Consider the following 21072-nt stretch of genomic DNA (forward strand, 5'->3'; position numbering starts at 1 on the left):
GATCAGGCTCTGGTTATTATTTTTTTACGTTCAAACCAAAAAGCTCTAGTTTCCACTGACGGTCACCACGCTTTAAAGTTACAAATTCACTATTGATACTGGCTACTCGATATCCGTTAAGTTTCACGCCAGGCTCGACAATACGGTTATTCAAAATAGCGACACATTCAGTGTTCGGCTTACATACGATGCTGTTGAGCGTTGGTAAGCGGTACTGTTTTGCTTTCGGTTTGGCTTGCGATTCTGTCGCTGTTTTTTGCCAGCCAAGAGGCGCTGTTGGATCTTGGTTGGCCCAACTAGAACCGGCAGCAACCACAAGAACAAGTGAGGTAATGAGTTTCTTAACCACCAATAAACTCCTCTCTAGAACCTAATGTGTACACTTCCAACACCAACTTCGCTTTTGGATACGCTTCAACTTTATAACTGAAGCTGCGCCAGTAGTAACTTGCTGGCAAGCTTTCTAATTTGGTCAAGTAGTTAGCGATGGCAAAGTAATCACCTGTTAACTCCATACGCACTGGGTGCACGTAGTATCCGGAGTATTGAGACGCTTCTTTATCTTCCGTTATCGGCTCCGCAGGCAATGTCTGAAGCGACAATAAATGAATTCCGCTTTGCTGCTCCAATACACTTTCGAGCAAAGCTGCCATCTGTGAAGGTGTAATAAGATGTTCAATGATCTCTGAAAGCTGCATCGACAGATGTTGACTCTCAGTCAGCAATTGGGAAATTGCTTGATCAATCTCTGCGTTAGGATCCTTTTTCAATTGAGCCTGAATACGCAAAATGTCAATTTCGGTTTTTTGATTAGTCTGCTTCAAGTTACTCAAGAGTTTGTCGTTACTCACCACTTCATTGAGCTTTGGTTCCAGTACCAAAGTAAACAGCAGCATCACGACAGTGACCAATCCACATAGTGCGATCAGAACTTTTTCGCGTGCGCTCATTTCATCAAAGCGCTCTTCTAAAGAAAGCCAGAATTCGTTCATTTTTCTTCTTTGCCTCCGCGCGTCTTCAATTCAAAAGTCACGATATTGTCGTCATTACGACCAATCTTCACATCATCAAAGGTACGACCAATTAAACTGATCTCATTCTTGAACTGGCTGACCCAATTGGGAACAGAACTAGGCGTTCTTGCCAGACCTTTTAAATCTAATGTGTTGTGGTCGATACGAATTTCAGACAAAGAAATATTATTGCTGCCAAGCTTAGCGAGCGATTGCATCACGCCCGAATAACCTGTGCGTTGGGAATCATCATATTTACCAACGGCTTTCAGTGAATCACGCTTGGCTTTTACTTCACGCTCCAGACGCGCTTTGGCAGCGAGTTTATTGGTGTCTGGTTGATGCTTGCGTAACTGAGCTTGGTAACGATCTAACTCAGATTTCATGATGTTGCCTTTGCTTTTTACAATGGCGATTTCATCTTCTACGCCATCACTTTGCCAAGTCACATAACCGTAAGAAAGGAAAATAACCGCGGCAGCCACACCCCAAGAAATCGCCACGTTTTTTAGCGTTAGCAGGTTCTTTTTCGGTTTTAAGAAATCTGGATACAGATTAACGCGTCGAATATTAGACGTTGCTGCCGTATCGGCTAAGACATGGCCCGAAGGTTCATGATCTTCAGCCAATAATGCAGAAACCTTCGTGCTTAAACGATAGTTAAGTGACTCAACCAGTTCATTTTCATCTTCATCATCACAACATACTTTCAACTGATGCAATTGCACGTGGCGAAGTTGAGAAGAGAGGTAATCAATCGAGCGTTGCAACTCAAGAGATAGACTGTCCATCTGCAACTCGCTAGACGGCACACCTGTTAGTGGTGGGGTGACACTACGAATAGAGCGGTGGAATGCGATGGTATGCTCGACAAACGCACTGATGCGGAAGTGTCCTCGAGCACTGCGTTGAAGCAATAAAAAGTTGCCAAGTTCACCAGAAGTATCCCCCCAAACGTCATCTTCAGGAATGATCGCTTCCAAAGGCAATTGAGCTCGACTTGCCAACAATACCAACTTATCGAGGATCTTTCGTGATAAGACGTAAGCTTGAACTTTGTTTGAGTTGGGTAACTCAACCGCATCGGCAATGATGTCGATCGCACGTTCAGAGATCAGCTCTTTTAGCAAAAATGGTAGTGCAGCAGGCCACTCATTACGCGGCATCGCTGGCTTATCAATTTGATACATCTGATAGTAGTTGTGAGAAAGCACAACCGCTAAAGAATCGTAAGAGCTTGCAGCAACGCTTAACGCTTGCTCACATGCGCGCTCCCAATTTGATTCTGAGATCTCAAACTTGGATGGTCGACTGCTTCTAAGGGGTGATGATAAATAAACTGCGTCTGGCTGAATAACCAAAAAGCAAGTGCGACCACCGACCGATGATCGCTTGAGCTTGTCGAGTACTGCTTTAAAATCCATGATTATTATCTTTATTTTTTTCGCCAGCGATTTCTTCTTCCCAATTTCACTTGAGATTCAGATTGAGAAAGTTGCATGGATTCAGAGCGAGGAAGGTATTGCTCTTCTGAAGAGAAATAACGTCCTTGCCCACCGTGAACCCCCAATTCAATTAGGGTGTTCAGCTCGTGCTTATTCTCAATTCCCACTGCTATTATTTTTGTTTTACTGTTTGCGGCCGCACCCAACATACTGCGAACAAACAACTGGTTCTCATGTCTCTGGTCGATTTTTGTTACTAAGCTGCGATGTAGCTTGAGATAACGAATGTCCACTTCTTTTAAGTAATGCGTGCTGACGATAGTACGCCCCGCTTGCCCAATCATAAGGTGGCATTCTAAACCGGCCAGCATTTTAGCGACTGGTCGCATAAAGTCTAAGTGTCTTACAAATTGTGCTTCTACAAACTCAAAAATGAGACACTTTCTTTGCTCTCGTGACAACTGTAAGAGTTCATCACGGAACCATTTGAAATATTCTCGATGCCCAAAAGGAATCACATTGAGGTTAAGAACATACGTCTGACTACTATCGAAGTTGTGTTTAAAGTCTTTTAAGAATTTATTAACAACTGCGCGGTCCATTTGCGCTTCATAACCGACTTGTCGCACCGCTGAAATAAAACGAGACGCTTTCACAATTCCATTTTCTGGGTCGCGAATCCGACATGTTAACTCGTCGTGCAAAGGTTTTTTATGCGCCACATCACTTATTAGATAGGCAGATTGTGCGTAGAGTATCACATTTTTAGATGTGAGTGCTGAATCAAATAACGTACGCCATCTCACACTTCCTCGAGCATCTTCATCATGATTCCACTTTTTAAAGCGGCTCCAGTTGTTATTGTTCTGTAACTGGGCACTACGTAACGCCGTCTCAGCCTCATCAATAATTTGGCTGTGACGCTCACCCTCTTTATAAGTCGTGATACCAATGTGGCACCAGTTATCCAACTCTAACGGATATGGCGGGTGAAGCTTTTCCAATTGGCGAATGCATTGAGAAGCTAAGTTAGCCACATCTTTTGCGGATTGATGAGGCAAGAAAAGTGCAAAATCGGCATTGTAGTAGCGAGAAAACACCACGTCAGGGTAACGCTGAACTAAATTGGAAAGTAAGCTACCCACTTCCACAATAAACTCATCACAGGTTTGCTTGTCCTGCTCTTCTTCTGCAAGTTTCCAGTCTTGGATTCGAATCAGTAGTACTGCACCGCGTGCACCACTTTCCAACAAGGCTGATTCCAACTTACTGTCAAACAACACTCGGTTCGCCGTTCCAGTAAGTTTATCGAGGAAAGTTTGAGTACGAATAAAGGTATCGAATCGGCTACGTTCTTGACGCGCATCCTGCAACTCTTCAATCAACACATCGAGCGCTTCACTCGCCGTGTAAGGCCATTCTCGCTCATCTCCCTTTGCATATTGTTCAACGCGGCCAGCCAAAATCATTCTGCCGCGCTCTTCAAGCATTTCGGAACCTGCCAGTTGCTCTTTTAGCCAAGCAACACCGCGCATTAAACAGAAGATGATCAGAACCACAGCAAGCGTGATAGACCAAAGCGCTTGCATTGAGTAGCTGTAACCTAGATAAGGAGGAATAACCTTAAAATAGATAACATAATCTTGGTTGTGAGTAAGTGGGTACTCTTGCTCAAACAACACTGAGCTGTCTATTTTATGGGTGGTGTCTTTGAAGCGGTAAACCACGGCATCATTCGCCGAGAGGGTCATCTCGACAATGTTGCTGGCTTGAAGCATTTTCGGCATCCAGCGCTGCATCGAGTATGCGGCATCAGGATCTTCCATCTCTTTATCAACAACCTCAACGATCCCTTCCAAATAATGGGTGAGATACTCTTGCCCTAGTCGTTTAAAAGAGAGGGTGCCGCCGACAAACAAGATAAACATTGCGCATATAACGATCATAGTGACAAAAGCCACCAGCCGCGTGCTTAGCTTAAGAGTTGGGGTATACCTCATGAATACCAAATTCCTTTTCTATTCATCATATACCTTATTGAAATATTTATACTTGATAAGCGTTCAGTAAACAATCGTATTCGTGTGAATGTGAGAGACTGAGGCGGAAAGAAACAAACCATCATTCGATATTTGAGAGTGAAGGTCTTCGAATTACAATTCGAAATGCTTACAGTCCTTTCAGACAAACCATGAAAATAAAAAAGCCGCGAAATTCGCGGCCTTTTAAATGCAATCTTGAAGACTCTACTTAGAACGGAATGTCGTCGTCGAAGTCCATTGGTGGCTCGTTGTATTGCTGCTGTGGTTGCTGCGGAGCCTGTTGTTGAGGTTGCTGCTGTTGCTGTGGAGCGTTGTACTGCTGCTGAGCTGGTTGTTGAGGCTGACCCCAACCGCCTTGCTGTTGCTGCTGTTGACCACCCATAGGAGCGCCACCTTGAGCACGACCGCCTAGCATTTGCATTACACCGTTGAAGCCCTGAACAACCACTTCAGTAGTGTAACGGTCTTGACCACTTTGATCTTGCCATTTACGAGTTTGAAGTTGGCCTTCAACGTAAACTTGAGAACCTTTACGTAGGTACTCACCTGCTACTTCCGCCAACTTGCCGAATAGTGCAACACGGTGCCACTCTGTTTTTTCGCGCTGTTCGCCAGTCGCTTTATCACGCCATGACTCAGAAGTCGCAATCGTAATGTTTGCAACTGCACCGCCATTAGGCATGTAACGAATTTCAGGGTCGTTACCTAGATTCCCCACCAAAATAACTTTGTTAATTCCACGGCTGGCCATGATGTGCTCCGTTTCACTCTGGATATATATGTAAAATTTTAGCGCATAAGAATACACGCTTTGATGTTTTGATTAAAGCCTAATCCCATTGTGGGTTGTCATTGAAAGTTGTGGAATCGAAATCTCACTTCAACTCCAAGGCGTAGCATTTTTGATTCGTTTTGCAGACATCGTTTCGTGAACCTTTGAATCTCAACGCATTTCTTATTGAACCCTATGGCTCTGATTTATGTTTGATGCCAACGTATTCAGCGTTATGAATTCAAGGAGAAAAGACCGCGTGAAAAAATCGGCTTATGCGAGAAAACTGTTTCTGATCAGCATGGAAGACCATGCAGAGAAAAAAGTTGAAGACTTGGTCAAATACACTGACATTGATATTCCAGTGATCTCCACCGAAGCGCTTATGGAAGCCAATCCCAAACATCGTAATAAGATCTTAATGATCGATTTCAGTGAGCACAAATCCTTGGTTCAGTCGATTAAGAACCTTCCGTTAATATGGAAAAACTTTGAGACCGTCGTATTTAACGTCCCTAAGCGTTTAACCACAGATGAACTATTAGCGTTTGGTCAATTAAAGGGAGTCTTCTACCAAGAGAGCTCACTTGAGCAAATCGGAGAAGGGCTAAAAGGCATCGTAAACGGCCAAAATTGGTTGCCACGAAACGTAACCAGCCAACTTTTACATTACTATCGCAACGTCATAAACACACATACTGCACCCGCTACTGTCGATTTGACTATTCGTGAACTGCAAGTATTACGCTGCCTTCAAGCAGGTGCATCAAATAATCAAATGGCTGAGGAGTTGTTTGTTAGCGAATTCACCATCAAGTCTCACTTGTATCAGATTTTCAAAAAACTGTCGGTTAAAAATCGCGTGCAAGCCATCGCTTGGGCTGATCAAAACTTGATGTCTTAACCAGCAGAGCAGCACAAAAATAATTAAAGGTGTGTTGCTCATGCTTCTTTGCACTTCCTGTCTCACATTTTTTCCTACTTAATTCATGATTCATATGCCGCTCTCATGTTAAAGTGTCGCTCAGATTCTTTATTAAAAAATTGAGAAAGGATATTCCCCCAATGATTAAAAAATGTCTGTTCCCTGCGGCGGGCTATGGTACGCGCTTCCTTCCGGCGACAAAGTCCATGCCAAAAGAGATGATGCCTGTAGTGAACAAGCCGCTAATTGAATACGGCGTTGAAGAAGCGATTCAAGCTGGTATGAATGGCATGTGTATCGTAACAGGTCGTGGCAAACACTCGATCATGGATCACTTCGATAAAAACTATGAGCTTGAGCACCAAATCAGCGGCACTAACAAAGAAGAACTGTTAGTCGACATTCGTGAAATCATTGACTCAGCTAACTTTACTTACATTCGTCAACGTGAAATGAAAGGCCTTGGCCATGCGATCCTAACGGGTCGTGAACTGATTGGTGACGAACCATTTGCCGTTGTACTTGCGGACGATCTTTGTGTGAATGAGCAAGAAGGCGTACTGGCTCAGATGGTGGCGTTGTTCAAACAGTTCCGCTGCTCAATCGTTGCGGTTCAAGAAGTACCAGAAGAAGAAACACACAAATACGGCGTTATCTCAGGTGAGATGATCAAAGATGATATCTACCGCGTAGACGACATGGTTGAGAAACCAGAGCAAGGTACAGCGCCAAGTAACCTAGCGATCATCGGTCGTTACATCCTGACGCCAGATATCTTCGAGCTAATCGAGAACACAGAACCAGGTAAAGGTGGTGAAATCCAAATTACTGACGCTCTGCTTAAACAAGCAAAAGCAGGCTGTGTATTGGCGTATAAGTTCAAAGGTCAACGTTTTGACTGTGGTAGCGTAGAAGGCTACATCGAAGCCACTAACTACTGCTTCGAAAACCTTTATCTAAAGGATGAGAAAAAATCAGAGCTAGGTAAGCACGCAACTAAGAAAGAAGCGTAATCATACCCAAACTATTGATTATAAAGCCTGACTAACCGTCGGGCTTTTTCTTACTGTTTTTTTGTCCAGTATTCCCTTTGCACATTTCTCACACTATGTAATACTTGCGTGACTTGGTTATACATAGAGCAAAAACGATGGATAAAATAGAAGTTCGCGGTGCCCGCACCCATAACCTCAAAGACATCAACCTTACGATCCCCCGCGATAAACTGACTGTTATCACTGGTTTAAGTGGTTCTGGTAAATCTTCTCTCGCTTTCGATACCTTGTATGCGGAAGGCCAGAGACGTTACGTTGAGTCATTATCCGCTTACGCTCGTCAGTTTTTATCTCTTATGGAAAAGCCAGATGTCGATCATATCGAAGGCTTGTCTCCAGCTATCTCTATCGAGCAAAAATCGACGTCACACAACCCTCGCTCAACCGTCGGTACCATTACGGAAGTCTACGACTATCTGCGCCTGCTTTACGCTCGTGTTGGTGAACCTCGCTGCCCGACTCATCATACGCCGCTTGCCGCTCAAACCGTCAGCCAAATGGTCGACAAGGTTTTAGAGTTGCCAGAGGGCAGTAAAATGATGCTCCTTGCTCCTATCGTAAAAGAGCGAAAGGGTGAGCATGTTAAAACGCTAGAGAACCTCGCAGCACAAGGGTTTATTCGCGCACGCATCGACGGTGAAACTTGTGATCTTTCCGATCCACCGCCACTAGAGCTACATAAAAAACACACGATTGAGGTGGTTGTAGATCGCTTTAAAGTGCGTCCAGATTTGCAGCAACGTTTGGCAGAATCATTCGAAACCACATTAGAGCTTTCTGGTGGTATCGCAGTTGTTGCGCCAATGGATGGCGACGGTGAGGAAGTAATTTTCTCAGCAAACTTTGCCTGCCCACTTTGTGGTTACAGTATGCAAGAGCTTGAGCCTCGTTTGTTCTCATTCAACAACCCAGCTGGTGCTTGTGGCACTTGTGATGGTTTAGGTGTACAGCAATATTTCGATCCTAGTCGAGTGATTCAAGATGACTCGCTCAGCTTAGCGCAAGGGGCAATTCGAGGTTGGGATCAGAAAAATTACTACTACTTCCAAATGCTAACAGCCTTGGCGGATCATTATGGCTTTGACCTTCACGTTCCGTTTAACTCCTTACCGAAGAAGACCCAAGACATTATTCTTAAAGGTTCTGGGCGTACCGAGGTTGAGTTCAAGTACATTAACGATCGTGGTGATATCCGCGTTAAACGCCATCCATTCGAAGGAATCCTAAACACCCTTGAGCGTCGTTACCGCGATACCGAATCAAACTCAGTACGCGAAGAGCTTGCAAAATACATCTCAACCAAATCTTGCTCAAGCTGTGGTGGCACTCGTTTACGCCTTGAAGCTCGCAATGTTTTTATTGCCGATACAACATTGCCAGAGATCGTTGAACTCAGCATTGCGGATGCATTGGATTTCTTCCATACACTGAAGCTAGAAGGTCAACGCGCTCAAATCGCTGAAAAAGTGATGAAAGAAATCAATGACCGTCTGCAGTTCTTGGTTAACGTTGGTTTGAACTATCTAAACTTGTCACGCAGTGCAGAAACCCTCTCAGGTGGTGAGGCGCAACGTATTCGTCTAGCGAGCCAAATTGGTGCTGGTTTAGTGGGGGTAATGTACGTTCTGGATGAGCCATCAATAGGCCTCCACCAGCGCGATAATGAACGCCTATTGAAGACCTTGACCCATCTACGAGATTTAGGCAATACGGTATTAGTTGTTGAACACGATGAAGATGCTATTCGTTGTGCTGACCACGTAATCGATATTGGTCCCGGCGCAGGAGTGCACGGCGGTAACGTGGTCGCGGAAGGTACGATGGAAGACATCATCGCTAACCCGAACTCGCTAACGGGTCAATACTTAAGTGGCGCAAAAGAGATTGCTATCCCAACCAAGCGCACACCACGAGATCCAAAGAAAACGGTTGAGTTACTGGGCGCTACTGGTAATAATCTTAAGAATGTCGACCTTTCGATTCCAGTTGGTTTGTTTAGCTGTATTACGGGCGTATCAGGCTCAGGTAAGTCGACTCTGATCAACGATACCTTCTTTAAGATTGCTCATACTCAATTGAACGGTGCAACAACGGCGCACCCTTCACCTTATAAATCGGTCAAAGGTTTGGAGCATTTCGATAAAGTTATCGACATCGACCAGAGCCCAATAGGTCGAACGCCACGTTCAAACCCAGCGACTTACACGGGTATCTTTACCCCGATTCGAGAGTTGTTTGCAGGCACACAAGAATCGCGCTCTCGTGGCTACAAGCCGGGCCGTTTTAGCTTTAACGTGCGTGGCGGTCGCTGTGAAGCATGTCAGGGTGATGGTGTAATCAAAGTAGAAATGCACTTCCTACCTGACGTCTACGTTCCTTGTGACGTATGTAAGGGTAAGCGCTACAACCGTGAAACACTTGAAGTGCGTTACAAAGGCAAGACCATTGATGAAGTACTGGAAATGACTGTAGAAGATGCACGTACCTTCTTCGACCCTGTCCCAGCCATTGCTCGAAAACTGCAAACGCTAATGGATGTAGGTTTGTCTTACATTCGCTTAGGTCAGGCAGCAACCACGCTCTCTGGTGGTGAAGCACAACGTGTGAAACTAGCACGAGAACTCTCTAAGCGTGACACGGGTAAGACCTTGTACATTCTGGATGAGCCAACAACGGGCCTGCACTTCCACGACATTCAACAATTGCTGACCGTTTTACACCGCCTGCGTGACCACGGAAATACAGTCGTAGTTATTGAACATAACCTTGATGTCATTAAGACAGCAGACTGGATTATCGACTTAGGACCAGAAGGCGGCCAAGGTGGTGGTGAGATAATTGCACAAGGAACACCAGAAGATGTGTCTCAGATCGAAGGTTCACACACAGCTCGCTTCCTTAAGCCTATGTTGAAGTAGAAAAAACAGGTAAAGTACAAAGACCAGCCATTGCTGGTCTTTTTTCATTCAAAACAACACAATAACTATGGCTACTATACACGTCAGTGGAACCAAGCTTTCTCCAGGTAAAGTGCAAGTTCCTCTTAATCGCAAGTTCCTCATCGCGCTAGCAGCACTCTTTTTGCTGGCGATGCACTTTTTTATGCCAAATCCGGGCGGTTCAGGGCTCGCATTGTCTTTTAACGCAACCACGTGGATGGCGTTCAGCTTTGCGCTCGGGATCGGCTGCTACCAACTTGCGACCAACCGTGTATTACGCTATTCCAAATTAACGATTGGTCTGTTGATTAGCTGCATCATCATGACATTGCCTATCTTTTATCCAAATGCGGATAGCGCACTGGCAGCGAATAAATTAATTGGCCTGTGGTGCGGCATGCTGTTTTTTATTGTGTTGCAGCAATTCCATTTCAGTAACAAACATCGCCAACGTTTACTGTGGTTTATCGTTCTTGCGGCTGTGATAGAGGCTCTATTTGGCCTCACTCAATACCTTTACCTCAAGCCAGGTAACGTATTTGGGTACGACACTGTTGCTAATCGTCCTTATGGTATATTCCAACAGCCCAATGTCATGGCGAGTTTTCTTGCGACAGGCTTAGTGATCGCAAGTTATCTGCTTGTCCGTCAACCTTATAAATACTCGCGTAAGCTTAGCGATATCTATCTGCTTTATGCTGTGCCAGTACTTACCCTGCCGCTGATTGTCGCATTGGCATCTCGAACAGGGTGGCTTGCTTCTATCATCGCGATCCTATTAGTCATTCCGTACATGTACCGCTTCGCAACTAAAGCTAGGTTCGTACGTTGGGTAGTTGCAATGGCAACAGGTTTGGCTTTATCTATTGTGATCATGCAGATCGCTTTTCCTGATGGTAGCGGATTAGCCAGTGAAAAAGTGAACATGGAATCTCCGAGAGCTTACACCTTCCCACAAACGCTCGATATGGTGATTGAAAAACCATTTACTGGTTACGGTTATGGTAAATTTGAATCGGAATACATGCTCTATACGGCTCGCCAACACGCTCTAAATGAGAGTTACCCTGCGGGTTTACCATCGATGGATCACCCACATAACGAACTCTTATATTGGTCTGTAGAAGGCGGGTTGTTACCAATCTTGGGGATTTTCCTCGCGATGGCGTTAGTGCTACACCGAATCTATCAGGCCAAACGAGGGACACGTCTAGCCTTACTCGCCCTCTTCATCCCTATCATCCTCCATTCACAGCTAGAGTATCCGTTTTACCACTCGCTGGTGCATTGGATCATCTTCATAATCCTACTGTACTGGGTTGACCAGCGAGTCTCTCGCTACCGTCAGGCACCTTTTAGCCGAGTGACTAAGAGTTTACTTCGTGTTTGCAGCTTAGTAATTCCAGTCGTATTCAGCTTTTATATGGTGAGTGCTCTGCATACCAACTACGTATTAACTAAGTTTGAGACCACGCGCCCAACCAATCCGGACATCCTGAACCAGGTGACAAACCCTGTAGTTTGGAAAGATCGTTTCGACTGGGATGTATACAGTACTTTCTTGAATATTGGATTGTACAAGCAAGATCCAAGCTTGATTCAGCCTTACATTGATTGGTCTTTGGAGATAATTAAAGATAAGCCCCGTCCAGCGTTCTACAACAACCTAATCCTTGCATATCAAGGACTGAATGATACGAGCAAGGCAGAACAAATCCGTGCAGAGGCACAATTCTTGTTTCCTAAGGTTGATTTCAGTGGCGTCAATTATCAACCGCCTTCTCAAGCCGTATCAGCTTCACCAACGCCAACTTCTGGTGCTGATCAATAAACATAAAAAAGCGAAGGGATGACCTTCGCTTTTCTTTATCTCGTTGTCGAATCATTTTACTCAGTCAGCGATTCTTCTAAAGCACGCAAACACAAAGCAACATTTTCAGGTCGAGCACCATAGCCCATCAAACCAATTCGCCATGCTTCGCCGGCAAGCGCTCCCAAGCCCGCACCAATCTCAAGGTTGTAGGTTTCAAGGAGATGATGACGCACTTTAGCTTCATCAATGCCCTCTGGAACATAAATCGCGTTAAGTTGTGGTAAGCGGTACTCTTCTTCTACCACAAATTCAAAACCCAACTTCTGTAATCCTGCTTTTAGCTTCTCATGCATCAATTGATGGCGTGCCCACGCATTTTCTAAGCCTTCGTTCTTCAGGATAAGTAGTGCCTCATGAAGTGCATATAAGCTGTTCACTGGTGCTGTATGGTGATAGCTGCGTTTGCCCTCTCCACTCCAGTAACCTAATACTAAGCTTTGATCCAAGAACCAGCTTTGAACCGGTGTCTTTCTGGCTTGAATCTTCTCTATGGCAGCAGGAGAAAGCGTCACAGGTGATAACCCCGGTACACACGACAAACACTTCTGACTTCCTGAGTACACAGCATCCAACTGCCACTCATCAACCTTAAGAGGCACACCACCGAGTGATGTCACCGCATCCACAATCGATAATAAACCGTATTGTTTGGCTAGCTTACTCAGCGTTTGAGCATCACTTACTGCCCCTGTCGATGTTTCTGCATGAACAAAAGCAAGGATCTTCGCATCAGGGTTCTGCTTTAACGCTTCTGCAACTTTATTAACCGATACTGGCGTGCCCCACTCATCATCCACAACAACGGCTTCACCACCAGCACGGATTACGTTTTCACGCATGCGCTCACCGAAAACACCATTGCGACAGACGATAACTTTGTCACCCTTTTCAATCAGGTTGACGAAACACGTTTCCATGCCCGCACTGCCCGGAGCAGAAACGGCGATGGTGAATTCGTTCTCAGTTTGGAAGGCGTATTTGAGCAGTTGTTTTAGCTCATCCATCATCGCAATAAAAAGCGGGTCTAGATGGCCAACCGTTGGGCGGCTCAAGGCTTGCAAAACTTGAGGTGAAATATCAGATGGACCAGGTCCCATCAGAATACGATGCGGGGGAATAAAGCTTTGGATCGGCATGTCAGCTCCTTGATTGCAGTCATTCATCCTGAGCGTTATAAAAATTCTATTTAAAAGGTTGGCTCAGGTATCGAACTTTTCACCCTAATAGATTTTTTCTCTATCGGCAATTAGCCCTAAGTATAGAGGTCAAACCACTGTCACAAATTCGTTAATAAAAACTTTCATTCTGGTTGGAGATATTGGTTGACATTGTGACAACAAAACCGTTCAATGTTTGAGCTTTATGCAGAAGAGGAGCACTGCCCAGGCAGGTGATTTGTGGAGCCGCAATTCCAATACCAATCACTCAGGGGGAGTAGTGCCGAGGTAAGTCAAAGTTGCAGGATTTGGCTTATCGGTTGACTTGGGTTGAGTCCCATCAACTGTCATCAGCGCAGTCTGATGAAGGGCTTCTGAGGGTAAATTTTCAAATTACATTCTAAATACCTCTCTATTTGCTCTGTTCCTTTCCTCACCAAAAACATTGGATGTATTGGCAACCAATTGATGTTGTTATTTTTTAGGAAGTCGTGGGAGAACGCAGTGAGCGCATTTAACGTAGCAAAATTCGGTGGAACCAGTGTTGCCAACTTTGAGGCAATGAGCCGTTGTGCCACCATTATAGAAAACAATCCAAATACCCGCCTTGTCGTGAGTAGTGCTTGTTCTGGCGTGACCAACCTTTTGGTCGAACTAGCAAACGGTGTTCAGGACCAAGAACATCGCGCTAAAGTGCTGCAAAAATTAGCCGACATTCATGAATCAATTTTATCTCGATTAGAAGATGCTACTAAAGCGGCTGCCGAGGTTTACGAGATTCTAGATACAGTCACAAGCCTTGCAGAAGCGGCCTCTATTCAAGCAAGCACCAAACTGACTGACCATTTAGTGGCATGTGGCGAGCTGATGTCGACTCATATTCTTGCTCAGTTAATGCGTGAAAGAGGCATCAACGCCGCTCGTTTTGATATTCGAGATATTTTAAAAACAGATGGCAACTTTGGCCGCGCAGAACCACAACTAGCAAGTATTTCAATGCTAGCGCAAGAACAGCTGGTTCCTCTTTGCCAAAAACATGTCGTCATTACACAGGGCTTTATTGGCTCAGATGAAGAAGGCAACACCACAACATTAGGTCGCGGTGGTAGTGACTACAGCGCAGCTTTGATTGCTGAAGGTGTTAAAGCGGCAGGCCTAGAAATCTGGACTGACGTTCCGGGCATTTACACTACCGACCCACGGATTGCCCCCAAAGCGTCACCAATTCCTGAGATCAGCTTTAGCGAAGCATCAGAGATGGCAAACTTCGGCGCGAAGATCCTTCACCCTTCTACTCTGGTACCAGCACTCCGTCACGATATTCCGGTCTTCGTTGGCTCTTCTAAAGAGCCAGAAAAAGGTGGTACGTGGATTCGACACCAAGTAGAGAGCTCACCGCTATTCCGAGCACTTGCTCTTCGCTGCAATCAAACTATGGTCACTCTGCGCAGCGTGAACATGTTCCATGCTTACGGATTCTTAGCGAAAGTGTTCGAGATCCTAGCTAAACACAAAATCTCAGTGGACTTGATCACCACATCTGAAATCAGTGTGTCACTCACTCTCGATCAAACAGACACATCAGGTGGTGCTCCACAGCTACCACAGGCAGTACGCGAAGAGCTCGAAGAATTGTGTACAGTAGAAGTTGAGCACGACCTCTGTTTAGTCGCTCTGATTGGTAACAACATGAGCGAGAGCAAAGGCTACGCTAAGCAAGTCTTCGGAACACTAGAGGACTTCAACTTACGTATGATTTGTTACGGTGCAAGCCCACATAACTTATGTTTCCTTGTTCATGAGTCTGTATCACGACAAGCTATTCAGAAACTGCACACAGAGCTATTCGAGCAATAATCGCTACTAAATACTCTGGACGAATAAAACAAAGGGCTGCACGTAGCAGCCCTTTTCTTTTGCGTGTGGATCGATTTAACCGTTAATGTTTGGACCGAGCCACTTTTCAGCCTCGATCCTATCCCAGCCCTTGCGATCAGCGTAACTTAGCATCTGATCCTCTTGGATCTGAGCGATCGCAAAATAACGTGAGTCTGGATGGGAGAAGTACCAGCCAGAAACAGAGGCTCCTGGATACATCGCATAGCTCGAGGTCAAAGACATACCAATATTCTCTTCAACATTCATCAATTCCCAAAGAGGTCCTTTCTCGGTATGTTCAGGGCATGCTGGATAACCCGGAGCAGGTCGAATACCTTGGTACTTTTCACGAATTAGGTCTTCATTAGAGAGTGCTTCTTTTGCCGCATAGCCCCAAATTTCTTTGCGTACTCGTTCATGCAGACACTCAGCAAATGCTTCTGCCAGACGATCCGCAACCGCTTGAATCATAATAGCGTTGTAATCATCGCCTTGTGCTTTGTATTCATCTGCGAGTTCACGCTCACCAATTCCACCAGTCACTGCAAATGCGCCAATCCAATCTTTTTTACCCGACTCTTTCGGAGCAACATAATCAGAAAGGCAATAGTTGAACCCTTTTGGTTTCTCGGTCTGCTGACGTAAATTGAGCAAAACTTTCGCTACTTCGGTACGTGATTCATCTGTGTAGACTTCGATATCATCACCAACACTCGCCGCGGGGAACAAACCACACATACCACGAGCCTTAAGCAATCCTTCACGTTCAACTCGATCCAGCAAATCATTTGCATCTTTAAACAAACGCTTCGCCTCTTCGCCAACCTCTGAGTGTTTAAAAATGGTCGGGTACTTACCAACGAGAGACCACGTCATAAAGAAAGGCGTCCAATCGATATACTGACGCAATGTCGCAATATCGAAGTCGTCAAAAACATGGATACCTGGCTTAACGGGTGCTGGCGGTGTGTAAACGTCCCAATCAATAGCAACCTTATTGGCACGAGCTTCTTCTAAAGTGACCGGCTTGGTTCTTGGCTTTTTGCGGTTGTGTTGATCACGGACACGAACGTAATCCTCATCCAGCTTCTCCACAAACGCAGGACGAAGTTCATCAGACAACAATGATGTACATACTCCAACCGCCCGCGAAGCATTATTCACATACACCACTGGGTTCTTGTAGTTTTGTTCAATCTTAACCGCAGTATGCGCTTTTGACGTCGTTGCACCGCCAATCAAGAGTGGCAAATCAAAATCAAGACGCTCCATCTCTTTTGCTACGTGAACCATTTCATCAAGAGAAGGGGTGATAAGGCCTGATAAACCAATAATGTCGACATTCTCTTCTTTCGCTACTTTGAGGATCTTTTCGCACGGTACCATGACACCAAGGTCAATGATTTCGTAGTTGTTACACTGCAAAACTACACCAACGATATTCTTGCCGATATCGTGAACGTCACCTTTCACCGTCGCGAGCAAGATTTTGCCATTCGATGAGCCCGCTTGCTTTTCTTTGTTAATGAAAGGCTCAAGGTGGGCAACCGCTTGTTTCATTACACGAGCAGACTTAACAACTTGCGGAAGGAACATCTTACCTTCCCCAAACAAGTCACCAACCACGTTCATGCCATCCATGAGAGGGCCTTCAATCACTTCTAATGGCTTGGAGGCATTTAAACGGGCCTCTTCTGTGTCTTCGACAATAAACTCCGTGATGCCCTTTACCAGCGCATGCTCTAAACGTTTTTCTACTGGCCAAGTACGCCACTCTAGAGCAGAAGCATCTTCTTCTTTGCCAACACCCTTTCCTGCGTATTCAGCGGCGATATCAAGTAGTCGCTCAGTTGAATCATCACGACGGTTGAGAACCACATCTTCTACCGCTTCACGCAACTTGTCAGGAACGTTATCGTAGATTTCTAGCTGACCCGCGTTAACGATACCCATGTCCATGCCATTTTTAAAACAGTGGTACAGGAATACCGCATGAATCGCTTCACGAACATAGTTATTACCGCGGAATGAAAAGGAAACGTTAGAGACACCACCAGAGATCATCGCATGAGGTAAGTCGCGTTTGATATCAGCCACCGCTTCGATGAAGTCCACTGCGTAATTGTTGTGTTCTTCAATACCCGTCGCGACAGCAAAAATGTTTGGATCAAAGATAATGTCTTCTGGCGGGAAGCCAACTTCATCAACAAGGACTCGATACGCATTGGTACAAATTTCAAGTTTACGTTCCCGTGTTTCCGCCTGACCAAGTTCATCAAATGCCATCACAATAACGGCCGCACCATAACGACGGATCAACTTCGCTTGTTCAACAAACTTCTCCTTCCCTTCTTTCAAAGAGATAGAGTTAACAATGCCTTTGCCTTGAATACACTTCAAGCCAGCCTCGATAACCTCCCACTTAGAAGAGTCAACCATGATTGGTACTTTTGATATCTCTGGCTCAGATGCACATAGATTAAGGAAGCGAACCATACAGGCTTCAGCATCCAACATACCTTCATCCATGTTGATATCGATAATCTGAGCCCCGTTCTCTACTTGTTGACGAGCTACTTCAAGTGCTTCATCGTAGAGCTCTTCTTTGATCAGGCGTTTAAAACGAGCAGAGCCAGTTACGTTCGTGCGCTCACCCACGTTGATAAACAAGGTTTCTTTTTCAATAGTTAGTGGCTCAAGACCTGACAAGCGGCAAGCAACGGTAAGATCAGGTAACTCTCGAGGCTTCACCCCCTCAACTGCCATTGCCATGTGACGGATGTGTTCTGGTGTCGTACCACAACAACCACCAATTAAATTTAAGAAACCACTCTCTGCCCACTCTTTAACATGTTCAGCCATATCTTCAGGTGAAAGGTCATATTCACCAAATGCGTTCGGCAAACCCGCATTTGGATGAGTAGAGATAAAGGATTCAGATATACGTGATAATTCTTCTACATACGGGCGCAATTCGTCAGGCCCAAGTGCACAGTTCAAACCAAACGAAAGAGGGTTAACATGGCGTAACGAATTATAGAAAGCTTCGGTTGTTTGCCCAGATAGTGTTCGGCCAGACGCGTCCGTAATCGTGCCTGAAATCATAACTGGAAGTTTAAATCCCAGCTCTTCAAAGACGGAATCAACTGCAAAAGCACAAGCTTTGGCATTCAACGTATCAAAGATCGTCTCGATCAGAATAAGGTCAGAACCACCTTTAATTAAGGCGTGAGTTGACTCGGAATAAGCTTCAACTAGCTCATCAAACGAAACATTACGATAACCTGGGTCATTTACGTCAGGAGAGATAGAACAAGTACGGTTGGTTGGGCCAAGTACACCGGCAACATAACGCGGACGGTCAGGAGTCTTTGCCGTCCATTCATCAGCGGCTTCACGGGCCAGCTTAGCAGCCGCGAAGTTAATCTCTTCACTGAGACCTTCCATATCATAATCCGCCATCGCGATGGTCGTGGCGTTGAAGGTATTGGTCTCTAAAATATCAGCACCTGCTTCTAAATAAGCAGTGTGTATCTCTTTTATCAATTGAGGCTGACTAAGCACCAACAAATCGTTGTTGCCTTTTAGATCGCAATGCCAATCGGCAAAGCGCTCTCCTCGATAATCTTGCTCTTCAAGTTTGTAACCCTGAATCATGGTGCCCATACCACCATCGATCAGAAGAATACGTTGCTTTAACTGAGCTTCAATCTGTTGTCTTACATTACTTCCCACAGTACAGCCTCATTCCTTTTGTTATTTCTCCATCCTATCACACAAGCAACAGGAGTCTAGACGTCTAAAATAGGAATTGTAATTATTTTGTATTGTCTCGAGTTACAAAATAATCACGAAAAAATGTTTGCTATTTAGACAACATCGGCCGAGAATTCCATTCATAAAATGTTACAAATAGAGAGCTCTATGTCGGTCTATCATACTTTATGTTTTCTATCCGCGGCAGCAATGGTTATCGCCTTTGTAAACAGCAAGATAGGAAAGATGCAAACGACCATCGCCATTACCGCTGGTTCGATGATCCTTTCACTTCTCATTCTAATCGCAGGTCAAAACGATTGGTTTCATCTTACTGAGATTGCCACAGAAACCGTCACTAGCATAAATTTCGAAGATTTTCTTCTGAAAGGCATACTAGGCTTCCTGCTTTTTGCCGGTGGTTTGGGTATCAAACTTCCCAACCTTAAAGATCAAAAGTGGGAAATTACGGTACTCGCTTTAGGTGCAACACTCTTCTCCACATTCTTCATTGGTTTTGTTCTTTACGGTTTTTGCCAAGTTATTGGTATTCAGTTTGACCTTGTCTACTGCTTACTGTTTGGCGCACTTATCTCTCCAACCGACCCGATTGCAGTTCTCGCTATTGTGAAGAAATTGGACGCTCCAAGACGCATTTCAACACAAATTGAAGGCGAGTCTCTGTTTAACGATGGTTTCGGTCTAGTTATCTTCGTCACTCTATTCACGATCGCATTTGGTACAGAAGCCCCGACGGTTGGTAGCGTAACCCTTCTATTCATCCAAGAAGCAATTGGCGGTATTGTTTACGGCTTCGTATTAGGGTTAATTTTCCACTACTTGATTAGTGCGACCGATGACCACTCCATGGAACTATTATTAACGATTGGCGTTCCTACAGCAGGTTATGCTCTAGCTGAATATCTCCATGTTTCAGGACCACTTGCAATGGTAGTCTCTGGCATCATGATTGGTAACTGGACTCGCTTTATCGGCTTCTCAAAAGAAAGTGAAGACCACCTAGACCATTTCTGGGAGTTGGTCGACGAATTCTTGAATGGTGTACTATTCCTTCTAATCGGTATGTCGATGTTGCTATTCGAATTCCATAAAGAAGACTGGATTATGATGGCGATATCTGTGCCACTAGTACTTGGTGCTCGCTACCTAAGTGTCTTTATTCCTTATATTGGCTTTAAACGCTACAGAAAGTACAACCCATGGTCCGTGAAGATTCTAACTTGGGGTGGATTACGTGGAGGTCTAGCTTTAGCAATGGCACTATCAATTCCATCAGGTATTTTAGTCATCCCAGAAAAACTGATTGATGTGAAAGAGATCATCATGGTGATGACCTACTCTGTTGTAGTTTTCTCGATCCTTATTCAAGGATCAACGATAACGCCAATGATTGAGAAAGCGAAGCAAGCAGAGAAAGAAATGGAAGCCGAAGCTTCTGTTGCTAAGCATGAAACTAAAGTCTCTCAAGAATAAACTCTCTTATAATTGAAAAATTAGGCAGCCGATTGGCTGCCTTTTTTATGCCTGAACCAAGCAGCTATTAATAGAATAGACTGGCTGATTTCCCTCAAACATCGCCACGCTCTGATATCCTTCCAATATCAACAAACTCCAGTCAATACTAAAAACTCAAATTAAAACAATCCTCAAGATTCCTAGCTACACTAAGGTTGAATCGGTCGATGCTTAGTTTCAAGACTAAGTAAGATTTGGGCACAAAATACAACAGCTCGTTTACAGGCGGAATATGGCACAACATTGAACCCGATAGAGTAAGGCTATGAAAATATCATGTAGCAAACCAGAGCATTACGAACTACACCAATATTGCAGACGAGGTGTGATATGCATGGAGTTAACTCTTGGAAAGTGATGATGGAGTGACAAATATGTGCAAAAGATAATGAATTAACCTGGCCAGTAATCTGACAGATTGGTATGGCACTAGCAGCCCACAACAAACAACGAAGAAATTTGTGGATACAAGAATTGTTATTTCTAGCAAGCCTTTCAAATAAGTGACGGAGCGACTGGGCTTGCACTCAATTGGACTCGTTGGTTGTAGACTAAAGTAATATCGCAAATACGAAAAAGCCCCAGCATTTCTGCTGGGGCTAATTATATGGTCCGCCTCACTCTCAAGCCCTACGCTTAGAGTAGGCTCTCAGAACGAGGTGAACCATATGTCTACCATTC

The 21072-nt window shown here is 44.8% G+C and carries 13 protein-coding genes and 1 riboswitch; of the genes, 6 read left to right on the forward strand and 7 right to left on the reverse strand.

The window, feature by feature from the left end:
- Positions 1 to 16: 16 nt before the first annotated feature.
- From VJL_RS17060 to VJL_RS17080, 5 genes are all read right to left on the reverse strand, one after another.
- Positions 17 to 349 carry a hypothetical protein gene (locus tag VJL_RS17060; protein WP_038864575.1) on the reverse strand — a complete coding sequence of 111 codons (333 nt, stop codon included), beginning with the start codon at positions 347 to 349 and terminating at the stop codon, positions 17 to 19.
- Positions 342 to 992: a type II secretion system protein GspM gene (locus VJL_RS17065; protein WP_038864576.1), complete on the reverse strand. Its 651-nt coding sequence runs from the start codon at positions 990 to 992 to the stop codon at positions 342 to 344. The genes VJL_RS17060 and VJL_RS17065 overlap by 8 nt, the downstream gene beginning before the upstream one ends.
- A complete protein-coding gene (locus VJL_RS17070; RefSeq protein ID WP_038879740.1) occupies positions 989 to 2437 on the reverse strand; it encodes a PilN domain-containing protein in 1449 nt (482 codons plus the stop codon). Before VJL_RS17070 ends, VJL_RS17065 begins: the two co-directional genes overlap by 4 nt.
- A gap of 11 nt (positions 2438 to 2448) precedes the next feature.
- Positions 2449 to 4458, reverse strand: a complete 2010-nt coding sequence (csrD, locus tag VJL_RS17075) for an RNase E specificity factor CsrD (RefSeq protein ID WP_038879743.1) — start codon at positions 4456 to 4458, stop codon at positions 2449 to 2451.
- A 250-nt stretch (positions 4459 to 4708) separates the two neighbouring features.
- Positions 4709 to 5251 carry a single-stranded DNA-binding protein gene (locus VJL_RS17080; protein ID WP_038864580.1) on the reverse strand — a complete coding sequence of 181 codons (543 nt, stop codon included), beginning with the start codon at positions 5249 to 5251 and terminating at the stop codon, positions 4709 to 4711.
- 280 nt (positions 5252 to 5531) lie between these two features.
- Between VJL_RS17080 and VJL_RS17085 the strand changes: the two genes are divergently transcribed.
- The 4 genes from VJL_RS17085 (at position 5532) to VJL_RS17100 (ending at position 12022) form a co-directional block, all read left to right on the forward strand.
- A complete protein-coding gene (locus VJL_RS17085) occupies positions 5532 to 6176 on the forward strand; it encodes a LuxR C-terminal-related transcriptional regulator (RefSeq protein ID WP_038864583.1) in 645 nt (214 codons plus the stop codon).
- Positions 6177 to 6337: 161 nt separating this feature from the next.
- Entirely contained in the window at positions 6338 to 7210 is an 873-nt protein-coding gene (galU, locus tag VJL_RS17090; RefSeq protein ID WP_038864585.1) for a UTP--glucose-1-phosphate uridylyltransferase GalU, read from the forward strand.
- A gap of 137 nt (positions 7211 to 7347) precedes the next feature.
- A complete protein-coding gene (uvrA, locus tag VJL_RS17095) occupies positions 7348 to 10170 on the forward strand; it encodes an excinuclease ABC subunit UvrA (RefSeq protein ID WP_038864588.1) in 2823 nt (940 codons plus the stop codon).
- Between the two features lie 67 nt (positions 10171 to 10237).
- Complete coding sequence (locus tag VJL_RS17100; protein ID WP_038879745.1) at positions 10238 to 12022, forward strand: PglL family O-oligosaccharyltransferase; 1785 nt, start codon at positions 10238 to 10240, stop codon at positions 12020 to 12022.
- Positions 12023 to 12078: 56 nt separating this feature from the next.
- On the opposite strand, the gene VJL_RS17105 is transcribed toward VJL_RS17100, so the two are convergent.
- Entirely contained in the window at positions 12079 to 13200 is a 1122-nt protein-coding gene (locus VJL_RS17105; protein WP_038879748.1) for a pyridoxal-phosphate-dependent aminotransferase family protein, read from the reverse strand.
- A 224-nt stretch (positions 13201 to 13424) separates the two neighbouring features.
- A riboswitch (Lysine riboswitch) is annotated at positions 13425 to 13603 on the forward strand.
- 122 nt (positions 13604 to 13725) lie between these two features.
- Between VJL_RS17105 and lysC the strand changes: the two genes are divergently transcribed.
- Positions 13726 to 15078, forward strand: a complete 1353-nt coding sequence (gene lysC / locus VJL_RS17110; protein WP_038879751.1) for a lysine-sensitive aspartokinase 3 — start codon at positions 13726 to 13728, stop codon at positions 15076 to 15078.
- A gap of 75 nt (positions 15079 to 15153) precedes the next feature.
- Here the strand turns inward: lysC and metH are convergent, their stop codons facing one another.
- Positions 15154 to 18834, reverse strand: a complete 3681-nt coding sequence (gene metH / locus VJL_RS17115) for a methionine synthase (protein WP_038879753.1) — start codon at positions 18832 to 18834, stop codon at positions 15154 to 15156.
- Between the two features lie 189 nt (positions 18835 to 19023).
- On the opposite strand from metH, the gene VJL_RS17120 reads away from it, so the two are divergent.
- Positions 19024 to 20349 carry a cation:proton antiporter gene (locus VJL_RS17120; RefSeq protein ID WP_038879754.1) on the forward strand — a complete coding sequence of 442 codons (1326 nt, stop codon included), beginning with the start codon at positions 19024 to 19026 and terminating at the stop codon, positions 20347 to 20349.
- Positions 20350 to 21072 lie beyond the last annotated feature (723 nt).

It is taken from the genome of Vibrio jasicida CAIM 1864 = LMG 25398, from assembly GCF_000400365.1.
GTDB classification, from domain to species: Bacteria; Pseudomonadota; Gammaproteobacteria; order Enterobacterales; family Vibrionaceae; genus Vibrio; species Vibrio jasicida.